Source organism: Dyadobacter sp. HNCC25DJ185 (assembly GCF_056895195.1).
Window position 1 is genome coordinate 123,945 of record NZ_JBXHAR010000003.1, and the last position, 21,433, is coordinate 145,377.

General features: G+C 47.8%; 20 protein-coding genes. 19 read left to right on the forward strand and 1 reads right to left on the reverse strand.

Annotated elements, in window-relative coordinates; genetic code table 11:
* The first annotated feature begins 195 nt into the window (after positions 1-195).
* From AC1XUF_RS09070 to AC1XUF_RS09155, 18 genes are all read left to right on the forward strand, one after another.
* Positions 196-1,734, forward strand: a complete 1,539-nt coding sequence (locus AC1XUF_RS09070) for a sulfatase family protein (RefSeq protein ID WP_483342018.1) — start codon at positions 196-198, stop codon at positions 1,732-1,734.
* Positions 1,735-1,738: 4 nt separating this feature from the next.
* The gene (locus AC1XUF_RS09075) at positions 1,739-3,181 is read left to right on the forward strand and encodes a phytoene desaturase family protein (RefSeq protein WP_483341435.1); all 1,443 of its coding nucleotides are present in this window, start codon (positions 1,739-1,741) and stop codon (positions 3,179-3,181) included.
* Positions 3,182-3,206: 25 nt separating this feature from the next.
* On the forward strand, positions 3,207-4,295 hold the full coding sequence (locus AC1XUF_RS09080) for a formylglycine-generating enzyme family protein (RefSeq protein ID WP_483341437.1): 1,089 nt from the start codon (positions 3,207-3,209) through the stop codon (positions 4,293-4,295).
* A 103-nt stretch (positions 4,296-4,398) separates the two neighbouring features.
* Positions 4,399-4,959 (forward strand): RBBP9/YdeN family alpha/beta hydrolase, encoded by a 561-nt coding sequence (locus tag AC1XUF_RS09085; protein ID WP_483341439.1) that lies wholly within the window; start codon positions 4,399-4,401, stop codon positions 4,957-4,959.
* 99 nt (positions 4,960-5,058) lie between these two features.
* Complete coding sequence (locus AC1XUF_RS09090; RefSeq protein WP_483341441.1) at positions 5,059-5,670, forward strand: YceI family protein; 612 nt, start codon at positions 5,059-5,061, stop codon at positions 5,668-5,670.
* 123 nt (positions 5,671-5,793) lie between these two features.
* On the forward strand, positions 5,794-6,939 hold the full coding sequence (locus tag AC1XUF_RS09095) for a glycoside hydrolase family 130 protein (protein ID WP_483341443.1): 1,146 nt from the start codon (positions 5,794-5,796) through the stop codon (positions 6,937-6,939).
* Between the two features lie 152 nt (positions 6,940-7,091).
* A complete protein-coding gene (locus AC1XUF_RS09100) occupies positions 7,092-7,859 on the forward strand; it encodes a 3-keto-disaccharide hydrolase (protein WP_483341445.1) in 768 nt (255 codons plus the stop codon).
* Positions 7,860-7,898: 39 nt separating this feature from the next.
* Positions 7,899-8,750, forward strand: a complete 852-nt coding sequence (locus AC1XUF_RS09105) for a sugar phosphate isomerase/epimerase family protein (protein WP_483341447.1) — start codon at positions 7,899-7,901, stop codon at positions 8,748-8,750.
* 11 nt (positions 8,751-8,761) lie between these two features.
* On the forward strand, positions 8,762-9,814 hold the full coding sequence (locus AC1XUF_RS09110; protein WP_483341449.1) for a ThuA domain-containing protein: 1,053 nt from the start codon (positions 8,762-8,764) through the stop codon (positions 9,812-9,814).
* 25 nt (positions 9,815-9,839) lie between these two features.
* Entirely contained in the window at positions 9,840-10,667 is an 828-nt protein-coding gene (locus tag AC1XUF_RS09115; RefSeq protein ID WP_483341451.1) for a sugar phosphate isomerase/epimerase family protein, read from the forward strand.
* A gap of 9 nt (positions 10,668-10,676) precedes the next feature.
* On the forward strand, positions 10,677-11,486 hold the full coding sequence (locus AC1XUF_RS09120; protein WP_483341452.1) for an alpha/beta fold hydrolase: 810 nt from the start codon (positions 10,677-10,679) through the stop codon (positions 11,484-11,486).
* Positions 11,487-11,748: 262 nt separating this feature from the next.
* The gene (locus AC1XUF_RS09125) at positions 11,749-12,813 is read left to right on the forward strand and encodes an aldose 1-epimerase family protein (protein WP_483341454.1); all 1,065 of its coding nucleotides are present in this window, start codon (positions 11,749-11,751) and stop codon (positions 12,811-12,813) included.
* Between the two features lie 20 nt (positions 12,814-12,833).
* A complete protein-coding gene (locus AC1XUF_RS09130; RefSeq protein ID WP_483341456.1) occupies positions 12,834-14,048 on the forward strand; it encodes a class I mannose-6-phosphate isomerase in 1,215 nt (404 codons plus the stop codon).
* 24 nt (positions 14,049-14,072) lie between these two features.
* Positions 14,073-15,113, forward strand: coding sequence for a sugar phosphate isomerase/epimerase family protein (locus AC1XUF_RS09135; RefSeq protein ID WP_483341458.1), 1,041 nt, complete (start codon positions 14,073-14,075; stop codon positions 15,111-15,113).
* Positions 15,114-15,166: 53 nt separating this feature from the next.
* A complete protein-coding gene (locus tag AC1XUF_RS09140) occupies positions 15,167-16,327 on the forward strand; it encodes a Gfo/Idh/MocA family protein (RefSeq protein ID WP_483342019.1) in 1,161 nt (386 codons plus the stop codon).
* Positions 16,328-16,468: 141 nt separating this feature from the next.
* Positions 16,469-17,971 carry a sugar ABC transporter ATP-binding protein gene (locus AC1XUF_RS09145; protein ID WP_483341460.1) on the forward strand — a complete coding sequence of 501 codons (1,503 nt, stop codon included), beginning with the start codon at positions 16,469-16,471 and terminating at the stop codon, positions 17,969-17,971.
* A gap of 40 nt (positions 17,972-18,011) precedes the next feature.
* Positions 18,012-18,965, forward strand: coding sequence for an ABC transporter permease (locus AC1XUF_RS09150; protein ID WP_483341462.1), 954 nt, complete (start codon positions 18,012-18,014; stop codon positions 18,963-18,965).
* A 19-nt stretch (positions 18,966-18,984) separates the two neighbouring features.
* Positions 18,985-19,920: a sugar ABC transporter substrate-binding protein gene (locus tag AC1XUF_RS09155; RefSeq protein WP_483341464.1), complete on the forward strand. Its 936-nt coding sequence runs from the start codon at positions 18,985-18,987 to the stop codon at positions 19,918-19,920.
* A gap of 106 nt (positions 19,921-20,026) precedes the next feature.
* Here the strand turns inward: AC1XUF_RS09155 and AC1XUF_RS09160 are convergent, their stop codons facing one another.
* On the reverse strand, positions 20,027-20,296 hold the full coding sequence (locus AC1XUF_RS09160) for a hypothetical protein (protein ID WP_483341465.1): 270 nt from the start codon (positions 20,294-20,296) through the stop codon (positions 20,027-20,029).
* 130 nt (positions 20,297-20,426) lie between these two features.
* Between AC1XUF_RS09160 and AC1XUF_RS09165 the strand changes: the two genes are divergently transcribed.
* Positions 20,427-21,416: a sulfite exporter TauE/SafE family protein gene (locus AC1XUF_RS09165; protein ID WP_483341467.1), complete on the forward strand. Its 990-nt coding sequence runs from the start codon at positions 20,427-20,429 to the stop codon at positions 21,414-21,416.
* Positions 21,417-21,433: the final 17 nt, after the last annotated feature.

Genomic DNA, 21,433 nt, shown 5'->3' on the forward strand with positions numbered 1-21,433 from the left:
ATTATATTACGCAGACTATTATGACGAAGGCCCGGATCCTGATTGACAGGTTCCGGGCTTTTGTTTTAAAGACATTCTCAGTTATATTCCCAAGTTATACCGGGAAATGTTTGCTTAAGACTTTTTGATAAGTTTATTTTGTCTACCAATTTAATAGAGTAATTCATGCAGGCCACTTTTGCCCTTTTTTTTCAGATGCGCCGTATTGGCTGTTTCAGTTTGCTTTTATTGCTGATCTTCGCAGGGCAGTCTATTGCACAACCCCCTGAGAGGCCGAATATTATCTTCATTTTTTCCGACGATCACGCTTACCAGGGCATCGGCGCGTATGGTAACAAGCTTGTTAAGACGCCCAACATTGACCGTATCGCGAGGGAGGGTGCGATTTTGCATAATAACCTGGTTACCAATTCCATCTGCGGGCCCAGTCGTGCCACATTGCTGACAGGGAAATACAGCCACCTGAATGGCTACAAGCGAAATGACAACACGCGGTTCGACACCAATCAGACCTTGCTTTCGGAAACCTTACGTAAAAGTGGTTATCAGACTGCCTGGATAGGAAAAATGCATTTGAACAGTCTGCCGGCTGGGTTCGATTTCTGGAAAGTATTGCCGGGCCAGGGGAATTATTATAACCCCGATTTTATCGGGCAGCCCAATGACACCACGCGATACACTGGTTATGTTTCGGACCTGATCACGAAGTTTTCCACAGAATGGCTTGAAAAGCGGGATAATTCAAAACCATTTTTCCTGATTGTTGGGCATAAAGCTACCCACCGCGAGTGGCTTCCGGACCTGCAGGACCTGGGAGCTTATGACCATGTGACATTTCCCCTGCCGGCTAATTTTTACGATGATTACAAAGGAAGATCCGCAGCTTTACAGCAGGATATGACAATCGATAAAACGATGCGGTTGAAACAGGATCTGAAGGTAAATGCCGATTATGAGAAGGACGGGACTTATAACCGTTTTAATCCGGAGCAAAAAGGAATATTTAAAGCGTATTACGATAAGGTTACTAAAGAATTTGATGAAAAAAAGCTGACAGGAAAAGCGCTGACCGAATGGAAATACCAGCGTTACCTGCGCGACTATTTTTCGGTTGCTAATTCGTTGGACAGGAATATTGGTAAGCTGCTGGATTACCTCGATAAGAGCGGTCTTGCAAAGAATACAGTTGTTATTTATGCATCTGACCAGGGTTTTTACCTGGGCGAGCACGGGTGGTTCGACAAGCGTTTTATTTACGAAGAATCCCTGAAAACGCCTTTTGTGATCCGTTATCCAGGAGTGATCAAACCAGGCACCAAGGTGGACGACCTGGTCCTGAACATCGACTGGGCTCCCACTGTGCTGAACATAGCCGGCACCAAGACGCCAGCGGATATGCAGGGGAAATCGTTTCTATCTCTTTTGAAAACCCCTGATGCAAAGCTTCCCTGGCGCAAAGAGGCTTATTACCATTATTACGAATTCCCGCAGCCTCATCACGTTTATCCTCATTTCGGATTGCGTACCAGCCGGTATAAACTGGCTTATTTTTATGGCGGGGCCGATTCTTGGGAATTGTTTGACCTGCAGAAAGATCCGACGGAAGTTGCCAACATTTATGGTACCAGGGGTACCGAAAAAATAACTGCGGATCTTAAGGAGAAGCTGAAGGTACTAATGACAGAATATAAGGACGACGAAGCTTTGAAAATCCTCGCTTCCGCAAAAAAATAGTAACGTGTATAAAACAGAATTCGACGCGGTTGTTATCGGATCCGGCCCAAATGGACTGGCGGCGGGGATCACACTGCAGCTGGCGGGGCTTTCTGTTTTGATTTTGGAAGCAAAGTCAACCGTTGGTGGCGGAATGCGTTCTCAGGAGTTAACATTGCCCGGTTATGTGCATGATGTTTGTTCCGCAGTTCATCCGATGGCATTGCTGTCGCCTTTTTTTAAAAAACTGCCGTTAAGCAACTTTGGGCTGGAATTTATACACCCGACCCGGGCAGCGGCACATCCTTTTGATGACGGGACAGCGGCTACGTTAGAGCAGTCGTTGGAAGATACGGCCGACAAATTAAAAGGTGATGCATCCGTATACCGCGATTTTATGGGACCGCTGGTTGCCGATCTACCTGCTCTTTTACCCGCGTTGTTAGGCCCGCTGACCTGGCCCGACAGGCCAGGTGCGCTGGTAAAATTTGGTTTGAAAGCGCTGCCTTCGGCGATAAGGGGCGGGCAAAGATTTAAAACAATGGAAGCGCGGGGATTATGGGCGGGAATGGCGGCACACGCGATACAGCCTTTGCAAAATGTGGCTACATCAGCCTTCGGGATCATGCTGATGGCCGCTGCACACCTCACCGGCTGGCCTGTCCCAAAAGGTGGAAGCCAATCTATTGCACATGCATTGGCAGCTTATTTTCAGTCCCTGGGCGGCGAGATTGCAACAGGTTTCGAGGTGAGTACTTTGTCACAATTACCCCGGTCGAAGGTAGTTTTGGCAGATATTACGCCCAGACAGTTGGTGAAAATCGCCGGCGGTCAACTGAGTTCGTCGTACAAAAGGAGGTTGGAAAAATACCGATACGGCGCAGGCGTTTTTAAAATAGACTGGGCTTTGGATGGTGTCATACCATTTACAGCCAAAGAATGCAGGGAAGCGGGAACGGTACATCTGGGTAATACGCTGGAGGAAATCGCAGATTATGAAAAGAACATTTCCCAAGGCATACATTCCGAAAAACCATTTGTATTGGTTGCTCAGCAGAGTTCATTCGACAGCACCCGGGCACCCCGGGGAAAGCATACCGCCTGGGCATATTGCCACGTTCCAAACGGCTCCACTGTAGATATGACCTCAGCCATCGAAAATCAGGTGGAGCGCTTTGCGCCGGGTTTCAGGGATTTAATTAAAGCAAAACACAGCATGAACACAGTGGAAATGGAGGCTTACAACCCGAATTACATGGGTGGGGATATCAATGGGGGAGTGCAGGATATTTTTCAATTGTATTCAAGGCCGGTTTTGGCAGTGTCGCCTTACCGTACTTCAGCAAAGGATATTTATTTATGTTCCTCGTCAACGCCTCCGGGCGGCGGTGTGCATGGTATGTGCGGTTATCATGCAGCAAAGCAGGTTTTGCAGGATGTATTCCAGATAAAAAGCAGTGAGTTTTAGGAGCACGAGTTTAATAGTTGAGGATATGAAATTTTCAAAAAACATTTTTTTCAGAATAAGTATTGCGGGGCTATTCGGTTTTGTATTGTTGGGGTGCGAGAAAAAGCAGACTGCCGAAGAAAGAAAAGCGGACAGCCTGGCACATTGTATTGCGGACGGCATCCCATCCCGGGCTTCCGCGATCACAAACGCAAGTTATGTTACCCAAGTGAAAGGCGACACCAGCGGAATGGTTTGGATCAAGGGAGGTAAATTTTTGATGGGGGCAGATGAATTTCCTGATTCCCGGCCTATGCACGAGGTCTCGGTGAATGGATTTTATATGGACGAGCATGAGGTGACCAATGCCGAATTTGCAGCATTTGTAAAGGCAACCCATTACAAAACGGTTGCCGAGCGCCCGTTGAATCCTGCTGATTATCCCGGAGTCCCTGCCGACAAACTGGTTCCCGGCTCAGCTGTTTTTACACCCACGCCCACCCGGGTTTCGCTTGACAACCCCCTGCAATGGTGGTCGTACGTGCCTGGTGCCAATTGGGCACACCCCGAGGGGCCGTCGAGCTCAACAAAAGGACGTGAAAATTATCCTGTAATCCATATTTCGTATGAAGATGCCGCAGCTTATGCCAAATGGGCTGGCAAGAGATTGCCGACAGAAGCAGAGTGGGAATTTGCGGCGCAGGGAGGACGGGGAAACCATACCTACTATTGGGGCGATGAGCTGAAGCCGGGCAACAAATGGGTCGCCAATATTTACCAGGGAAGTTTTCCGGATAAAAATACAAAGGAAGATGGATTTCTGACCGCCGCGCCGGTCAAAACTTTTCCTGCTAATCCGTACGGGCTGTACGATATGGACGGCAATGTATGGGAATGGTGCGAGGACCTTTACCGCCCGGATTACTATGCAAAAAGCCCCAAGGACAATCCTAAAGGCCCGTCAGACAGCTACGATCCTGATGAACCAGGGGCGGTTAAGCGTGTCCAGCGAGGCGGATCATTCTTGTGCAGTGATGAATATTGCATCAGGTATAAGGCAGGAAGCAGGGGGAAAGGGGAGGTGACAAGTGGAAGCAACAACCTCGGTTTCAGGTGTGTGATGGCACGGAAGTGAAAACCTGGCTGCTCGAAGTTTAATCTATTATTGTAGTAGAATAAATAAATAGCGGTCGATACCTTTACAAGATCATTTAAATGAGGGTATAACCATAATGAGCATGCATTTTCTGACTGTTCCCGGTCTGGCAAGTTCCGGTCCGCAACATTGGCAGACGATTTGGGAAGAACAACATCCGCAGCTTTTTAGCAGGGTAAAGCAGGAAAACTGGGACTGGCCTGTGAGGGAGGATTGGGTGGCGCAGCTGCAAAAGCAAATCAGCGCGTTGACCGAGCCGACCATTTTAATAGCGCACAGCCTGGGATGTATCACAGTTGCCCATTGGGCACAGTCTCATACTTCTGAATGGATAAAAGGGGCGTTGCTGGTTGCACCTGCCGATGCCGAGCTTTCGAAACGCCTCAACTTTGTAGTGGGTTTTACACCTATTCCGGTGCGTTCGCTTCCTTTCAAAAGCATTGTGGTTGCCAGTACCAATGATATTTATGCCAGCATAGGACGGTCCAAAGTGTTTGCAGGCAACTGGGGCAGCAATTTTATCAATATTGGTAAAAAAGGGCATATTAATGCAGTTTCCGGGCTGGGCGACTGGCCGGAAGGCAAGGAAATCCTGGAACAACTCGCTAATTTCAAACTTCTGCAGCAGGAAGCAACGAGGTAACCGGAAACCACGTACAACGTTCTGTGCGATTCTCTTAATTTGAAGTATCTTTTTATATTACAAAAAATTCTTTCTACACTTTAAACAATGAAAATGACTATGAAAAAAATGTTTGTATTTGTGGTGGCAGGCTTGTTAATCAATGCTGCTGCGATTGCTGGCGGACCAGGTAAGGTTACGGCTAAGGATAAGACGCTGGCTGTAGATACAAAAAGCAGCAAGATCGTATGGGGTGCCAAAAAAGTAACCGGAACGCACGCTGGTACCGTACCTGTGGAAAGCGGGTCATTGATCGTGGATGGTGATAAACTGAAAGGCGGCAGCTTTACAGCCGATGTTAAATCCCTGGTGGTTACAGACGTAACCGATAAAGAAATGAATGGCAAGCTGACCGGGCACCTTAAAAGCGATGACTTTTTCTCTGTCGAAAAACATCCGCAGGCGACCCTGGTTATTTCTTCTGTCACTCCAAAAGGCGGCGATGCTTACGACGTAACCGGGAAACTGACCATCAAAGGCATTACACAGGATGTGAAATTCCCGGCCACTGTAAAAGCCGATGCTAAGAAAGTAACAGCAAGCGCAAAAGTAGTGGTTGACCGCACTAAATATGATATCAAGTTTCGCTCCGCCAATTTCTTCGAAAATCTGGGAGATAAGGCGATTGAAAACGATTTTACGCTGGATGTGAATTTGGTCGCCAATAAATAAAACCATTCACATTCATTATAAATCCGATCCGGAAAGAGAAATCTTGCCGGATTTTTTATTGCCGTTGATTTGATTCTAAAAAATCTATATTTGAGATTCTATTTGATAACTTAAAGAATATCTATGAAAAATTTTATTGCTGGATTGCTGATTGCACTATCGGTATTTTCTGGTGAAAGCTATGCACAGAAAGAAAACAGGCTTCCGGACTGGACATTTGGTGGTTTTAGACGTCCGGAGGGTGTCAACCCGGTTATTTCTCCCGATGCAACTTCCATATTTTTCTGTCCAATGAACAAAAAGAACATCGACTGGGAATCCAACGACACTTTTAATCCGGCGGCCACGATCAAAAATGGCAAAATAGTAGTGCTGTACCGCGCCGAGGACAAAGCCGGCCGCGAGATAGGAAAGCGTACGTCGCGATTGGGATATGCTGAAAGTGAAGATGGCATCACTTTTAAAAGAAGGAAAGAACCTGTTCTGTATCCGGGAGAGGACAGCCAGAAAGCCAATGAGTGGCCAGGCGGTTGCGAGGATCCAAGAGTTGCAGTGACTGAGGATGGCATGTATGTCATCTTTTATACCCAATGGAATCAGGATAAAGCCCGGATCGGCGTTGCCACATCGAGGGATTTGATCAAATGGGAAAAACACGGACCTGCATTTGCCCAAGCCTATAACGGCAAATTCAACCAGATCTGGACGAAGTCTGCTTCCATTGTGACAAAGCTGGTCGGCGACAAACAGGTCATTGCAAAAATCAATGGCAAATATTGGCTGTATTTCGGCGAGGCCAACGTAAATGTTGCCACTTCAACCGACCTGATCAACTGGGAACCGGTGGTTGGCAAAGACCAGAATCCGTTAAACCTGATCTCACCAAGGAAAGGCTATTTTGACAGTAACCTGACCGAATGCGGACCGCCTGCAATTGTTACCGAGAAGGGAATTGTGCTTTTATACAACGGCAAAAACGACAAGGGCGAAGACGGTGATAAACGGTTTACGCCCAATAGTTACTGTGCCGGCCAGGTTCTTTTTGATAAGAATGACCCGACCAAACTGCTCGCCAGGCTGGACGTTCCGTTCTTTCGTCCGATGGAAGCTTTCGAGAAAAGCGGTCAGTATGTGGCTGGTACTGTGTTTATTGAGGGTATGGTGTATTTCAAAAAGAAATGGCTATTGTACTACGGCTGTGCAGATTCCCGTGTAGGTGTCGCCGTTTATGATCCGGCACAAAAAATATCGGGTGATCCTCTTCCCTGACAAGCAGGTTAGTACAGGATAGTCGCTTAGATATTTTTAGGAATTTTTGGATATTATTTTCTGCTTTTTTAAGAGTATTAAGGTGGAAAGAAAACCTTGTTGTAAGGGTAATAATTACCTGAAAAGTCACTAAACCTATAATTTAATCTCCAATGAGTTCCAGATTTATCAAGGCCGGATTTGTCATAGCTGCGTTGCTGACAATAGGCACGCATGTTTCCAGTGTAGCCCAAAAGAAAGAAAAAGGGTTCGTTTCAATTTTCGATGGTAAAACGCTGAAAGGCTGGGATGGAGATCCCAAATACTGGAGGGTGGAAAATGGTAATCTGGTAGGGGAGATTACTCCCGAAACGCTTCTTAAGACCAATTCTTTCATCATCTGGCGTGGCGGCGAACCAGGCGATTTTGAATTTAAAGGCTCCTTTAAAATTGCAAAAGACGGTAACTCCGGTATCAACTACCGCAGCGAACAACTCACCGATGTCCCTTTTGCATTAAAAGGCTACCAGGCCGATATCGACGGTAAAATTAACTACACCGGTCAGAACTACGAGGAGCGCAAAAGAACAACATTGGCTTACCGCGGGCAGAAAACCGTAATCAAACAATACACTGGCGAAAAAACACCTGAGGCAATCCGCGCTGGCGTAAAAGCCAATGCCTGGACGGGCTTTGAAGTAGTAGGTTCACTCGGTAGCTCCGACTCGCTTAAAACCCTGATTAAGAGCGAAGACTGGAATACCTTCCGGCTGGTGATCAAGGGAAATCATTTACAACATTACATCAATGACGTCCTCATGAGCGATGTTACCGATAATGACACGGTAAATGGAGCTAAAAAAGGCCTTTTAGGTGTACAGGTTCACGTTGGACCGCCTATGAAGGTGGAATACAAGGACCTGCGCATCAAACAACTGTAAGTTTTTTTGAAAGCTAACAGCTAGGCAAAATCAGCAACAATGAACAAAATTGGATTTAATGTACTCGCCTGGACGGCGGCGGTTTCGGACGACCTTTTTCCGATCATCGAAAGACTGAAAGGGATCGGTTATGACGGTGTTGAATTTTATCTCGGCCCTCAGGAATCGGCCGCTTACCAGCGGATGGGTAATTTTACCAGAGACCTAGGCCTTGAAACCACGGCTGTAATGACGCTGGGTAAAGACGACAATCCCGTGAGTGAATCGGCGGACGTGCGCCAGAAAGCTTTGGATAAAATCAAATGGGCCGTGGACCGCGCGCATGAGCTGAACGCAAAAATCATCTGCGGTCCGTTTCACTCGGGGCACACCATTTTTGTAAACCGTCCTGCCGAAGATCAGGAATATGCGCTGGCCGGAGAAGTGCTAAGCACGGCTGCGGACTATGCTGCCCAAGCCAACATTACCTTTGCGCTGGAAGCGCTGAACCGCTTCGAATGTTATCTCTGCAATACAATGGAGCAGCTTTTGAAACTGGTGAAGGCCGCAAACCACCCCAATGTGAAGGCGATGTTCGACACCCATCATTCCAATATCGAGGAGAAAAGTTATGTCTCCGCGCTGCAGACCATAGCACCCGTGTTAGCCCACGTACACATCAGTGAAAACGACCGCGGAACCCCCGGCACCGGGCAGGTGAAATGGGACGATGCATTCGCCGGGCTGGCTGCGATCAACTACCAGGGCTGGCTTACGATTGAGGCTTTTTCCAGAAATGATCCGGGCTTTGCCAATGCCATCGGCGTTTGGCGGGAGTTTAATGATCCCTGGGACATTGCCGAGAGCGGCTACAAATTCATCCGTGAAATGTCTCTGAAACACGGCCTTTAACCGATATGCTTATGAAAATGGTTTTGAAACCGGTCCTGTGCACTTTGCTTTTCCTTTGCATTCAGACGGCAAGTTTTGCCCAGGGCGACGCGGCTAAATACCGGGTTGTTTACAAAGGCGATAAAGGCCCGGGTGTGGGCAAAAACATTGTTTTCATCGCTACCGACCATGAATACCGCGGAGAGGAATCGCTTCCGGCTTTGGCCCGTATTCTTGCCAAACGTTACGGTTTTACCTGCACGGTGGTGTGGGCATTGGATAGCACCGATCACATTTATCCCGGAAGTTCGAATCTGAAAGGACTTGAAGTACTGGACAAAGCGGACCTGCTCGTCATGTTCATGCGCTTTGCGCATTTCGAGGATAAGGAAATGCAGCATATCGACGACTACATCAAACGTGGCGGGCCGATTGTCGCTTTCCGGACTTCTACCCACGCTTTTGAAATAAAAAATGACCCGAAATGGGAACATTACACCTGGAACTACAAAGGCCCGAAAGCCGAGTGGAAAGATGGTTTTGGCGAATATGTGCTGGGCGAAACCTGGGTTTCACATTATGGCACCAATCACAAACAATCGTCGAGGATCATCATTGAACCTTCCGAAAAGAACCATCCGATCATGCGCGGCGTGAAGGATATGTGGGTACAATCGGGAGGATATACGGCTGAGCCTAAGGGTACCGTGCTGGCTCGGGGCGAGGTTTTGAATGGTATGACCGCCACTTCGGAGCCGGATAAAACCAAGAAATTGCTGCCGGTTGCCTGGATTCGCGATTATAAAGTGGATTCCAGGAAATCCGGACGTGCATTTACGACTACCCATGGGGCTTCCGAAGACATTCTCAATGAAGGTTTCAGGAGAATGGTGATCAATGCGATGTTCTGGGGATTGGGAATGGAGAAAGACATTAAGGCGAATAACGACATTGCGTTTGTTGGTCCGTACAAGCCGACCACATTCAATTTTACAGGATACAAGGCCAATGTAAAACCTTCGGATCTGGCGGGATTTGAATCGCTGATCATGCCGGGCGAAGTTGTCAAAAAGAAAGAGAAATAATTTTTCAAACATTCATAAAAATTCAATGTCGGTGCAAATTCCATTTCGTTTTGGGTCAGAAGTTTATACCTGGTTTATGAGTGGCAGCGGAGAAACCCACAAGGGCCGCCTGGGACACATGATCGAGATCATTTCAAAAGCCGGTTTCACGGGAATACAGCCCATTTTCACCTGGATGGGCGATCTGGTCGATCCGGATAAACTGGAAGCTAAATTAAAAGAACAGGGTATTGAGCTGGCCGCGTTGGCCCTCGCCCTGGATTGGAATGAAGCGGAAGAAACCGAGCGCGAGCGCGAAGTAGCCGACCATGCTATTAAGGTGTTGCAAAGATTCCCGGGCGCGGTTTTGAATACCGTGCAGATACCCACCGGAAGACATGACCTGGCCGAGCGTCAAAAGCGGCTCGTCAACATTGTCAATACCGTTTCAAAAAGGGCTGCTGACAAAGGCGTGCCTTGCAGCTACCACCCGAATTCACCGCATACCTCCATTATCCGCACTGAGGAAGATTACAAAATTGTGCTTGAATCGCTGGATTCGTCGGTTACCGGCTGGACGCCTGATGTGGGCCACATCATTAATGGTGGCATGGACCCGCTTGCCAAAATGAAGGAATATCAGTCGCTGATCAACCACGTACATTATAAAGATTGGGACGGCGAGCCGGAATTTACGCTGATGGGTAAAGGAAAAGTTGATCTTTTGGGCGTTACCCAATGGTTGAAAGATATCAACTACAGCGGCTGGATCATTTGTGAAGACGAAGGCGAAGAGGCGCTGGAAGATCCCGATTTTGTGACGCTGCACGATGGCAAGTGGATCCAGGAAGATTTAATCCCCGCACTGAAATAGCCTTCCGCCATGCCGACCATCAAAACCAACGGAATTAATATGTACTATGAAGAGCGTGGTTCGGGTGAACCATTGCTTTTGATCATGGGCATTACCGCGCCCGGCTCGGTGTGGAATGTGCATGTGGCCGATTGGAAACATCATTTTCGCTGCATCATAGGGGATAACCGCGGTGTGGGGCAGACCGATAAACCGACCGGTCCATATTCTTCGGAACAGATGGCGGATGATTATGCCGGGCTGCTGGATTTTCTGGGTCTGGAAAAAGTGAGTGTGGTAGGTTGCTCGATGGGCAGCACGATCGCGCAGCAGCTTGCAATACGTCACCCCGATAAAGTGAAATCACTGGTTTTAATGTGTCCCTGGGCGAGATGCGATCACTACGCCAAATCGCTTTTTCAGCACATTATGAATAGCAAGGCGAGGTTCAGGCCGGAGGAATTCAGCCTGTACATCCAGCTTTTGATTTTTTCAAAATCCTCCTGGGATAATGCTGAAAAACACGAAGAACTGGAACTGGGCAGAAAGCAGGATGCCGTAAATCCGCACCCTCAGCCTTTGCATGGTCTGGAAGGACAGGCAGCGGCTTGTATCAATCACAATGCACTGCCGGATCTTGGTAAAATCAGTGCGCCAACATTAGTGATTGGTGGCAGGGAAGACATATTTACGCCGGTCTGGATGGCGGAGGAAGTAGCGAATGGGATACCAGGGGCTGAGTTGTTTTTGTATGAGAAACTGGGGCATGCGTTTCATTTCGAAGATACGCCGGACTTTAATGAGCGGGTTAGAGGCTGGCTGAAAGATTTGTCAGCCTGAGAGCAATTGAGGGATGTTAATACAAGTACTTGTGCGTTTTGTTGCGGTGCTCTGCACCTTCCGGTTGAGGATGTTTAGAAACGCTGCTACAAATCTTCCGGCGCTCTGCGCCTTTTGAACGATGCAGAGCACCCAAAGACCTGTAGAAATGTAAAAGTGTTAATTGAGAATAAGGTGGAGAGCACCGAAAGATTTGTAGCACTAAATATAAAATGAGAATAAGGTGCGGCGCACCGAAACAAATTTCAGGTAAAGTATAAAAATGGAGCGTAGCGATTCAAATCCGGACTGGAAAGATAAAGTGTCCAATCATGTGCAGGTTGGCGGGATCGAGACTTCTGTACTGGATAATGGTGCCGGAAGGGGCACACGCATTGCCTGGCTGAATACCGGGGCGGGACTGCGGATCAAGATCGTGATCGACCGGGCGATGGATATTGCCGAGGCATTTTATAATCAGCATAGTCTGGCGTGGATCAGTCATGGCGGGATTACTTATTCGCAGCCGTTTTCGGACAAAGGCATCGATTGGCTGAGAACATTCGGCGGCGGCCTGCTGACTACCTGCGGACTTTCGCACGCCGGCGGCCCGGAATCGGATGATTTCGGCGACCGGGGTTTGCATGGTTTGATTAGCAATACACCTGCCGAAGTGGTATCGATCATTCAGCCGGATCTGCGGGCTGGAAAACTGGAAATGAGCATTACCGGCATTGTCCGCGAAACCAAGCCATTTGGCCCGAGCCTGGAATTGAAAAGGACGATTTCCGCCACATTGGGACAGCCCGGTATCCGAATTCACGACGAGGTCATTAATAAAGCCAATACCGCAGCCCCACACATGCTGCTATACCATTTCAATTTCGGCTGGCCGCTGGCCGACGAAGGTGCGGACATGCTCTGGAAAGGAAAATGGTACCCGCGAAATGGCGAGGAGAATGCAAAGATTTTCAAGGAAGGAAATGAATTTAAAAAATGCCCCGCTCCGCTCGACGATCATTTGGGCAGCGGCGAGGAAGTGGCGCTGGTGGATATTGAAGCGGATATTTTCGGGGATAGTGTTTGCGGGATTCATAATGAGAAGATAGGCTTCGCGGTAGGATTGAAATTCAAAAAAGAACAGCTCCCCTGGATGGCTAACTGGCAGCATTGGGGTAAGGGCGAATATGTGACAGGCCTCGAACCCAGCACGCACCCGCTTTCCGGGCAGGCAAAAGCTAGAAAAGATGGGACATTGATTTTTATAGAACCGGAAGAAACACGGTCTTATGATCTGGAACTGACTGTATTGACTGATAAGGAAACAATTGAGGAGTATTTTATATAAAACCAATTTTAAAACCAACAATGGGACTTTCAAGTATAGCTGAAAAGGCATTAGAGCAGGGAAAAGGGATTTTACGTCTGGCGCCTACGTGGGTACCACGTTCTTTCTGCGTTCCTGGCCGCAGGATCAAATTACACCCTGATGACTATTATGTATTGGGCGGAGAGCGTGGCGGGATCGACGAGCGCTGGCTGTCGTCCACAACGCCTGCGGAAAATGGGCCACTTACGGGCGAAAATGAAGGTTTGAGTCAAATCGTTTTGGAAGACGAATCAGGGGTTCAGAAAGTGACATTGCGGGACGCGGTGGAAGAGCTGAAAGGCGAAATCATAGGCGACAGACTTTGGGACCAATACAAAAGCTGGCCGATGTATTCCAAGTTTTTTGACAATATGGGACCGCTTCCACACCATATCCACCACAGAGACGAGCACGCTGCGATGGTGGGCCAGAATGGAAAGCCGGAAGCCTACTATTTCCCGCCACAACTCAATAACCATGGCGGTGATTTTCCTTATACATTCATTGGTATCGCTCCCGGTACTTCCAAAGAGCAAATCAAGGAGTGTCTGATGAACTTCACCAAGGGTGACAATAAAATCACGAACTACTCTCAGGCATTTCGTCTTGAACCGGGAACTGGCTGGGATGTGCCTCCCGGCATGTTGCACGCGCCTGGCAGCTTATGTACTTATGAGCCACAGAAAGCATCAGATATTTTTGCTATGTATCAATCGCTTGTGAACGAGGCCGTTATTCCTGAGGAGTTGCTTTGGAAAGGTACGCCGAAAGACAGAATTGGCGATTACGATTTGTTGATGGAAGTAATCGACTGGGATTTGAATGTCAATCCTAATTTGATGGAGAAACATTTCATGCGTCCGAAACCGGTGAAAGATGTTGCCGAGATGGAAGCGGAAGGATATAGCGAAAACTGGATTTGCTATAAAAACGAAGCTTACAGTGCCAAGGAACTGACCGTCTTCCCGGGGCAAACCGTGACCATTAAAGACGGTGGCGCATACGGAATGATCGTGATGCAGGGCCACGGCAAGTTTGGGGAGTGGGATATCGAAACACCTGCATTGATCCGCTACGGACAACTGACGAATGATGAGTTTTTTGTAAGCGAAAAGGCAGCGGTCGAAGGTGTTGTGATCAGCAACCCGTCGAAAACTGATCCGATCGTGATTTTGAAACACTTCGGTCCGGGTAACCCTGACCTGATTTTGTAATACCAACCAAATAATTCTTAAACCATGCCTGAAAATAATTATCCCAAACTTCACAATGCCACATGGCCTGGGATTGTGGGGAAAGGTTCTGATTCTGAACCGATTATTGCATTTGATACCATGCTCGAAAAAACCGCCGCCGCTGAGGTGGACGGCGTGAAATTCGACGGTATCGATTTGGGCCTTTTTGAACCGCACGTCGGCATTTATATGGCTGATGGTGACGGTCCGGCGCGCCTGGCCGACAAACTGCGCGGGTATAACCTCGAAGTAGGAAGCCTTGTCGCCAACATTTGGGCTGGCTCGGCGATGGGTACCAAAGAAGCCCGCGACGAATTCATCGAGCAGGTACGCCAAGCTTGTGTTTTTGGTCAAAAACTGCGTGAGCTGGGCATTCGCCAGGGTGGGGTGATCCGTGTGGATTCGGCGTCCTCACCGGAAGCGTGGTCTGTTGATCCTGCCGGAAACACCAAGCAGATTGCCGAAACATTCAGAAGAGCCTGCGATGTAGCAGCCGACTTTGGCGAAAAGATCGCAGCCGAAGGCGAGATATGCTGGGGCGCGATGCACAGCTGGAAAACCATGCTGGAAACATTGGAAGCGGTGGATCGCCCCAATATGGGTTTCCAGGCAGATATGTCGCATACTTTCCTTTATCTGCTGGGTTATAATGCTCCTGAACACCGCGTATTGCCGGTTGATTTTGAGTGGAGTAACCGCGCTGCATTGGATGAAGGTCTCAAAACGATGACTGCTGCGCTACGTCCCTGGACATTCGATTTCCACGTTGCCCAAAATGATGGAACCGTTCATGGAACTGGTTCGCATGATAAAACAGGCCGCCACTGTCTGGCTACAGATCCAAACGGGAAGCTGGACATTGTCCACGATGCAGGATATTGGCTGAGGGATGAAAATGGCAATGTGACCAAGGCATTCCGTCATATTTGCTGGGACGGCTGTATGTTCCCGAACGACGTGATGTACAACCAGCAAACCTGGAACGACATTCTGCGGGCGCTGGTAAATGTCCGCAAAGCACACGGCTGGTACCAGGAATCATAAAATCATCAAACCCTTTGCCGTCGCCTTATGGCGACGGAAATAGAGAAATAGAAATTATGGCAAAGAAAGAAATCAGAATTGCGCTTATTGGTACCGGATTGATGGGCCGTACGCATTCCAATGGATATAACAGAATTGCAAATTTTTTTCCGGAATTGGAATATACACCGGTACTTAAAGTGGCATGTTCCCGCAACGAAGAAAAAGTAAAGGCTTTTGCGGAGCAATGGGGTTACGAGTCATTTGAAACAGACTGGAAAAAAGTAATCGCCCGCGACGATGTAGACGCTGTGGACATTTGTACAGCGAATGATACCCACGCGGAAATCGCGATAGCGGCGGCAGCGGCTGGAAAGATGATACTTTGCGAAAAACCGCTTGCGCGGACGCTGGCTGAGGCTAAAACCATGGTGGATGCCATTGAAAAAGCAGGTGTTCAAAATACGGTCTGGTATAATTACCGTCGTGTTCCTGCAGTGACTTTGGCGAAGCAAATCGTCGATTCAGGTAAATTGGGACGTATTTTCCATTATCGCGCTAACTTTTTACAAGATTGGACGATCAACCCGGACGTTCCGCAAGGTGGTACTGCTACCTGGCGCCTGGATGTGGACGCCGCAGGTTCCGGTGTGACCGGCGATTTGCTGGCGCACTGTATCGATACGGCCATGTGGATCAACGGAGGCATCAAAGATGTGTCGGCGGTGACTGAAACATTCATTAAAGAACGTGTTCACTCGGAAAGCGGCCAGGTGCAGAAAGTGGGTATCGACGATGCCTGTATTTTCCACTGCCATTTTGATAATGGTTCACTAGGGCTCTTTGAATCAACACGTTATGCACGTGGTCACAAAGCTTTGTATACATTTGAAATTAACGGGGAACATGCATCCATCAAATGGGATTTGCATGACCTGAACCGTCTTGAATATTTCGACCACAGCGACGATTCGATCGTCCGCGGATGGAGATCGATCCTTGTAACAGACGGCGACCAGCCTTATATGAAAAGATGGTGGATTCCCGGGACCAGCATTGGTTACGAACATTCATTCATCCACCAGGTGGCCGATTTCTTCGAAAGCCTGCAAACCGGCAAACCTTGCCAGCCCACATTCAGGGATGCTTACGAGACCCAAAAAGTCTGCGAAGCGGTACTGGATTCCGCAGCGGCAAAAACCTGGAAAGATACAGGAGTCGTCTGGGAAGGATAAAGAAAGAGCCCCAAAATTCCTGGCTCATGCCGCATCGCATCCAATTGCCGTCGGCTTAAGCCGACGGAAAATGAGAGAAAAAAAGAAAGGCTTTGGCTGATTTTTACAGAATTGGCCGGGGCCTTTTTTAAATAAAATGATATGTCTGATTTCATTCTGCAAGTTCATCAGCTGTCCAAGTCCTTTTCCGGTGTCAAAGCGCTGGACAACATTCAGTTTGATCTGAAAAGAGGCGAGGTACATGCCTTGATGGGCGAAAATGGCGCAGGCAAATCTACTTTTATGAAGATCCTGATCGGTTTGTTAACACCGGATTCGGGAGAAATTCTTTTTGAAGGGGAAAATGTCAGGGGCGGTAATGTTCATCAGATCCAGAAAAAGGGTCTTTCGATGATACACCAAGAAATCCTGATCATTCCGGAACTCACTATCGCACAGAATATTTTTTTGGGTCGGGAAAGAGAGGTGTCGGACCGGAAAGGCTGGTTTACGGGCTGGCTGGATGACTCCCTGATCAATCAGAAAGCATCCCAGCTGATGGAGCAATTGGGTGTTGACATCGCCCCGGATACCCAAATGAAACACCTGAGTGTTGCTCAAATGCAGATGGTGGAGATCGCCAAGGCCATTTCCAATAATGCCAAAGTGATCATCATGGACGAGCCGACGTCTGCGATATCCGATAGAGAAGTTGCTATGCTTTTTAATATCATACGAAATCTTCGTGAAAAGGGTGTAAGCATCATCTATATATCTCATAAAATGGATGAAATTTTTGAGATATCGGATATGATCACCGTCTTGCGGGATGGTAAGTATATCGGAACAAAACCCGCCCCGGAACTTGATAAAAATTCGCTGATCGCGATGATGGTAGGCCGGGAAATTGACCAGATGTTTCCGGAACAAACGGGTGTCTTTGGTGAGGATGTGCTATCGGTCATCAACCTGGGTAAAAAGGGTAAATTCTCAGATATCAGTTTCAAGGTGCGAGCCGGGGAAATTGTCGGGCTGGCGGGATTAATGGGGGCCGGAAGGACGGAGATTGCAAGGGCGATATTTGGGCTGGAAGGGTTCGATGATGGTGAAATTCATCTGCACGGACAGAAAGAAGAAATAAGATCCCCTCAGCAGGCCTTGAAGTATGGTATTGGTTATGTGAGCGAAGACAGAAAAAAATTGGGATTTATCCCTGAAATGTCTGTAAAAGATAATATCACGCTTGCGAGCCTCTCAAAACACAGGAAGGGCTTGTTTATCAATGAGGAAAGTGAGCTATACACAACGGAGCAGATGATCCTGGACCTGAAAATCAAAACTTCCGGCGGAAATCAGAAAGTAATCAACCTTAGCGGCGGAAATCAGCAGAAAGTAGTCATTGGGAAAGTGCTTCAGGCATCGCCAAAAATGATTATTCTGGATGAACCGACCAGAGGGGTGGATGTAGGGGCGAAATTTGAAATATATAAACTGATCAGAAGTCTGGCAGACAGCGGCATTGCTATTATCATGATTTCGTCGGAATTGCCCGAAATACTAGGTATGAGCGACCGGATTTTGGTTTTATCAAAAGGAAAACAAACCGCATTGCTTTCGAAAGAGGAAGCAACGCAGGAACTGATTATGAAATACGCGGTGGCATAGGGCTGATGGCCGGTTGCCGTAGTGAAAAACGACCTCCTTTATGGAAATAAAATTAAGCCCCCGTTTCGCCAGCTTGAGCCGTTACGGTATTTTCCTGGCATTTTTATTGATTTGCCTGGTACTCGCGCTGAGTACCCCGCGGTTTTTTACGCTGTCGAACCTGCTGATCATTGGTAACCAGGTGTCCATTAATGCGTTGCTCGCTTTTGGGGTTACATTCGTGATCATCACTGGCGGGATTGATTTGTCGCTCGGGTCCATGGTTGCGGTTGCCGGGGTGATCACTGCGATGTTCGCCCACCCGGATACTTACCCGTTAATTGTGCCGTTGCTGGCCGGTTTGGCAGCTGGGCTGGCGCTTGGGGGGTTTAATGGACTCGTGATTACCAAAAGCAAAGTGCCTCCCTTCATCGTCACTTTGGGGACGATGACAATTGGCAGAGGTTTGGCCCTGATCCTGAGCAAAGGACGGCCGATCTCTAATTTATCCGATTCCTTCAACTTTATCGGGGGCGGGAACATTTTCGGTATCCCTTTCCCGATCATCATTTTAATCGCCGCCTTTATCGTCTGTTCCATTGTTTTGAACAAAACCATTCTGGGAAGGTATATGTACGCCGTGGGGGGTAACGAGCCTGCGGCGAGGGCCTCCGGGATCGATGTGAATAGGATTAAAATGTGGGTATATACCATTTGTGGCCTGCTTTCCGCTCTGGGTGGTATTTTACTTACATCAAGAATTACTACCGGGCAGCCTAACGCGGGCGCAGGGTTCGAGCTCGACGCAATAGCAGCCGCCATCATCGGCGGAACAAGTACCTCGGGAGGAACGGGCACGATGACGGGAACATTGATCGGTGCATTGCTCATTGGCGTGATCAGCAATAGTCTGGATTTGTTGAATGTTACCTCTTATTATCAGCAAGTTGTGATGGGGGTTATCATCATCGGTGCCGTGGTGCTGGACAGCGCAGGAAAAAAAGAAAGAGAATAAGAAGACAGAAATCATCATTATGAAAATCAGCTGCTACATTTTATTTGCCACGGCAATTTTATTTGGTTGTAACCAATCAAAAAAGGGCGAGTCCGGAGGGGGTTCGGACAAGAAACTTTTGATCGGCGCGACCATGCTCAGCATGCAAAACGAATTCATTGTAAACGTCAGCGATGAAATGGAGGCTAAGGCGAAGAAACTGAATGTGGAACTGATCACGGTTGATGCCGAGCGTTCCGCTCTGAAACAGGTGGAGCAGGTTGAGAGCTTTATTGCGCAGGGAGTAGATGCGATCATTATGAACCCCTGTGAAGTGGAAGCGAGCTCACCGGCCGTAAAACTTGCAATGGATGCGAAGATCCCCATTATCAACGTCAATTCGGAAACCAGCACGAAACCTACTGCCTTCGTTGGTTCTGATGACACAGAATCCGCCCGAATTGCAATGAAATATATAGCCGAAAAGCTGGGAGGGAAAGGCAATATCCTCATGATGCACGGTTTTATGGGTCAGGCTGCTCAAATTAAAAGAGATAGGGGGGCAAAAGAAATTTTGAAAGCAAACCCGGGATTGAAGCTCCTGGCGGAACAAACGGGAGAGTGGGACCGTGCCAAAGCCATGTCGCTTGCTGAAAACTGGATCCAATCGTACGGGAACCAGGTCAACGCTATTTTCGCGCAGAACGACGAAATGGGAATGGGCGCTGTAAAGGCATTGGAAGCCGCTGGATTGAAAGGTAAGGTACTCGTGGTCAGTGTGGACGCGATTCCCGACGCTTTGCAAGCCGTTAAGAAGGGCACTTTGGACGCCACTGTTTTTCAAAATGCGAAAGAACAGGGCAGCAAGGCGATTGAGACTGCTGTAAAGGCGGCGAAAAAAGAGGCTTTTGAGAAAGAAGTCCTGATTCCTTTCCAGTTGGTGACAAAGGAGAATGTGGGGGACTTTTTGAAATAAACAATAACTTTCGATTGGCAAATCGAAAATCAACTGGCCTCCGGGCAACAAAAAATGCCTGCTCCATCCCGTACGTAGCAGGCATTTTTTATGGGGAACTTAAAAACTATTTTTCAAGCAAAGCCAAAATCCTTTCCTGGTTTTTCAATATCAGTTCCAGGTTTGTCTGGTTGTTCAGTATTGATTCCTGATTTTTGACAATGGTTTCCTGGTTCTGCAGAATGGCAGCTTGATTGTCTGTGATAATTTTTTGATTTTCCAGGATCGACGCCTGATTATCTTTCAGGAAATTTTGATTTTCCAGTATTGTATCCTGGTTTCCCAATATTGATTGTTGATTACCAACAATCACTTCGCTACTTTCGATGTTTGACATTGCTTTTCGATTTTGAGGTTAACAAATGGAGTTTTAACGCGGGCAATAAGAACCGTAAAGTTATACGATTGTAAATATTTTTACCTTTTAAAGGATTAATAAGTGGGCCCAGATCTACCCGATTTATCAAATGGCTAAATCCTCTCAAAAACAACGAAGGTTACCAATCCTGTACTTCATTTTTCTGATCACTGTTTTGAGCAGTTGGTTCTATTACGTTTCTGCTTATCCAGACCTTCAGTTTCTGCAGAAAAAATGGGCCGCCATGCTCACGATGGTGTTTGGTTCCTTCATTGCCGGTTCCAGTCCCGAAGGAAGCGCTGCTATCGCATACCCTGTTTTTACGTTGTTGCTGAAAATTCCGCCACCCGTCGCGCGTAACTTCGCATTTGCCATTCAGAGTATCGGGATGACTTCAGCTTCGCTGCTCATTTTGGGGCTAAGGGTTAAAGTTGAATGGAATTACATCCGATTCGTCACGCTGGGAGGTATTTTTGGGTTGGTTTTCGGGACTTACTACGTGGTTCCGCTCATTTCTCCGGTCATGGCCAAATTGTTTTTTGTGTCGCTTTGGCTAAGTTTCGGAATTGCGCTCTGGCGTGAAAATAGTCGCCCGAAACGGAATGTTTTTGAGTCTATTCCCAATTTTAGTTCAAAAGACCAGTTACGTTTAGCCATATTCGGACTGATCGGCGGAATCATTTCTTCCATTTTCGGAACAGGTATCAACATATTCACTTTTTGCCTGATGACAATTTATTACAGGGTCAGCGAAAAGGTAGCAACCCCGTCCTCTGTGATCATTATGACGATCGAGACGCTCCTGGGCTTTTTCCTGCACGTAGTTATTCTTGGGGATTTCAGTCAGGAATCATTTGAACTGTGGATTGCCTGTGTGCCTGTGGTTGTGTTTTTCGCTCCGTTGGGTGCTTTTGTGATTACCAAGCTGCCTCGTGAAGGGATTGCAAGGATTCTCTACGTTATCCTGATTGTACAGTTTATCGGCGCCATGTTCGTGATCAAGCCTAACCCGATGCAGATTTTAATGTGTGCCGCTACTTTGGTAGCGGGGCTGGGGTTGTTTGTTTATCTGGCGAAGTTGAAGAGGGCGGCGGAGTGACTTAGGGCAGCCAGCAA

Excerpts from the sequence above, each read along its gene's own strand:
- AC1XUF_RS09145 (WP_483341460.1), top strand. The coding sequence starts at position 16,469 with ATGTCTGATTTCATTCTGCAAGTTCATCAGCTGTCCAAGTCCTTTTCC.
- AC1XUF_RS09100 (WP_483341445.1), top strand. The coding sequence starts at position 7,092 with ATGAGTTCCAGATTTATCAAGGCCGGATTTGTCATAGCTGCGTTGCTG.
- AC1XUF_RS09165 (WP_483341467.1), top strand. The coding sequence starts at position 20,427 with ATGGCTAAATCCTCTCAAAAACAACGAAGGTTACCAATCCTGTACTTC.
- AC1XUF_RS09110 (WP_483341449.1), top strand. The coding sequence starts at position 8,762 with ATGAAAATGGTTTTGAAACCGGTCCTGTGCACTTTGCTTTTCCTTTGC.
- AC1XUF_RS09135 (WP_483341458.1), top strand. The coding sequence starts at position 14,073 with ATGCCTGAAAATAATTATCCCAAACTTCACAATGCCACATGGCCTGGG.
- AC1XUF_RS09150 (WP_483341462.1), top strand. The coding sequence starts at position 18,012 with ATGGAAATAAAATTAAGCCCCCGTTTCGCCAGCTTGAGCCGTTACGGT.
- AC1XUF_RS09130 (WP_483341456.1), top strand. The coding sequence starts at position 12,834 with ATGGGACTTTCAAGTATAGCTGAAAAGGCATTAGAGCAGGGAAAAGGG.
- AC1XUF_RS09115 (WP_483341451.1), top strand. The coding sequence starts at position 9,840 with ATGTCGGTGCAAATTCCATTTCGTTTTGGGTCAGAAGTTTATACCTGG.
- AC1XUF_RS09125 (WP_483341454.1), top strand. The coding sequence starts at position 11,749 with ATGGAGCGTAGCGATTCAAATCCGGACTGGAAAGATAAAGTGTCCAAT.
- AC1XUF_RS09105 (WP_483341447.1), top strand. The coding sequence starts at position 7,899 with ATGAACAAAATTGGATTTAATGTACTCGCCTGGACGGCGGCGGTTTCG.
- AC1XUF_RS09070 (WP_483342018.1), top strand. The coding sequence starts at position 196 with ATGCGCCGTATTGGCTGTTTCAGTTTGCTTTTATTGCTGATCTTCGCA.
- AC1XUF_RS09155 (WP_483341464.1), top strand. The coding sequence starts at position 18,985 with ATGAAAATCAGCTGCTACATTTTATTTGCCACGGCAATTTTATTTGGT.
- AC1XUF_RS09090 (WP_483341441.1), top strand. The coding sequence starts at position 5,059 with ATGAAAAAAATGTTTGTATTTGTGGTGGCAGGCTTGTTAATCAATGCT.
- AC1XUF_RS09160 (WP_483341465.1), bottom strand. The coding sequence starts at position 20,296 with ATGTCAAACATCGAAAGTAGCGAAGTGATTGTTGGTAATCAACAATCA.
- AC1XUF_RS09095 (WP_483341443.1), top strand. The coding sequence starts at position 5,794 with ATGAAAAATTTTATTGCTGGATTGCTGATTGCACTATCGGTATTTTCT.
- AC1XUF_RS09085 (WP_483341439.1), top strand. The coding sequence starts at position 4,399 with ATGCATTTTCTGACTGTTCCCGGTCTGGCAAGTTCCGGTCCGCAACAT.
- AC1XUF_RS09120 (WP_483341452.1), top strand. The coding sequence starts at position 10,677 with ATGCCGACCATCAAAACCAACGGAATTAATATGTACTATGAAGAGCGT.
- AC1XUF_RS09080 (WP_483341437.1), top strand. The coding sequence starts at position 3,207 with ATGAAATTTTCAAAAAACATTTTTTTCAGAATAAGTATTGCGGGGCTA.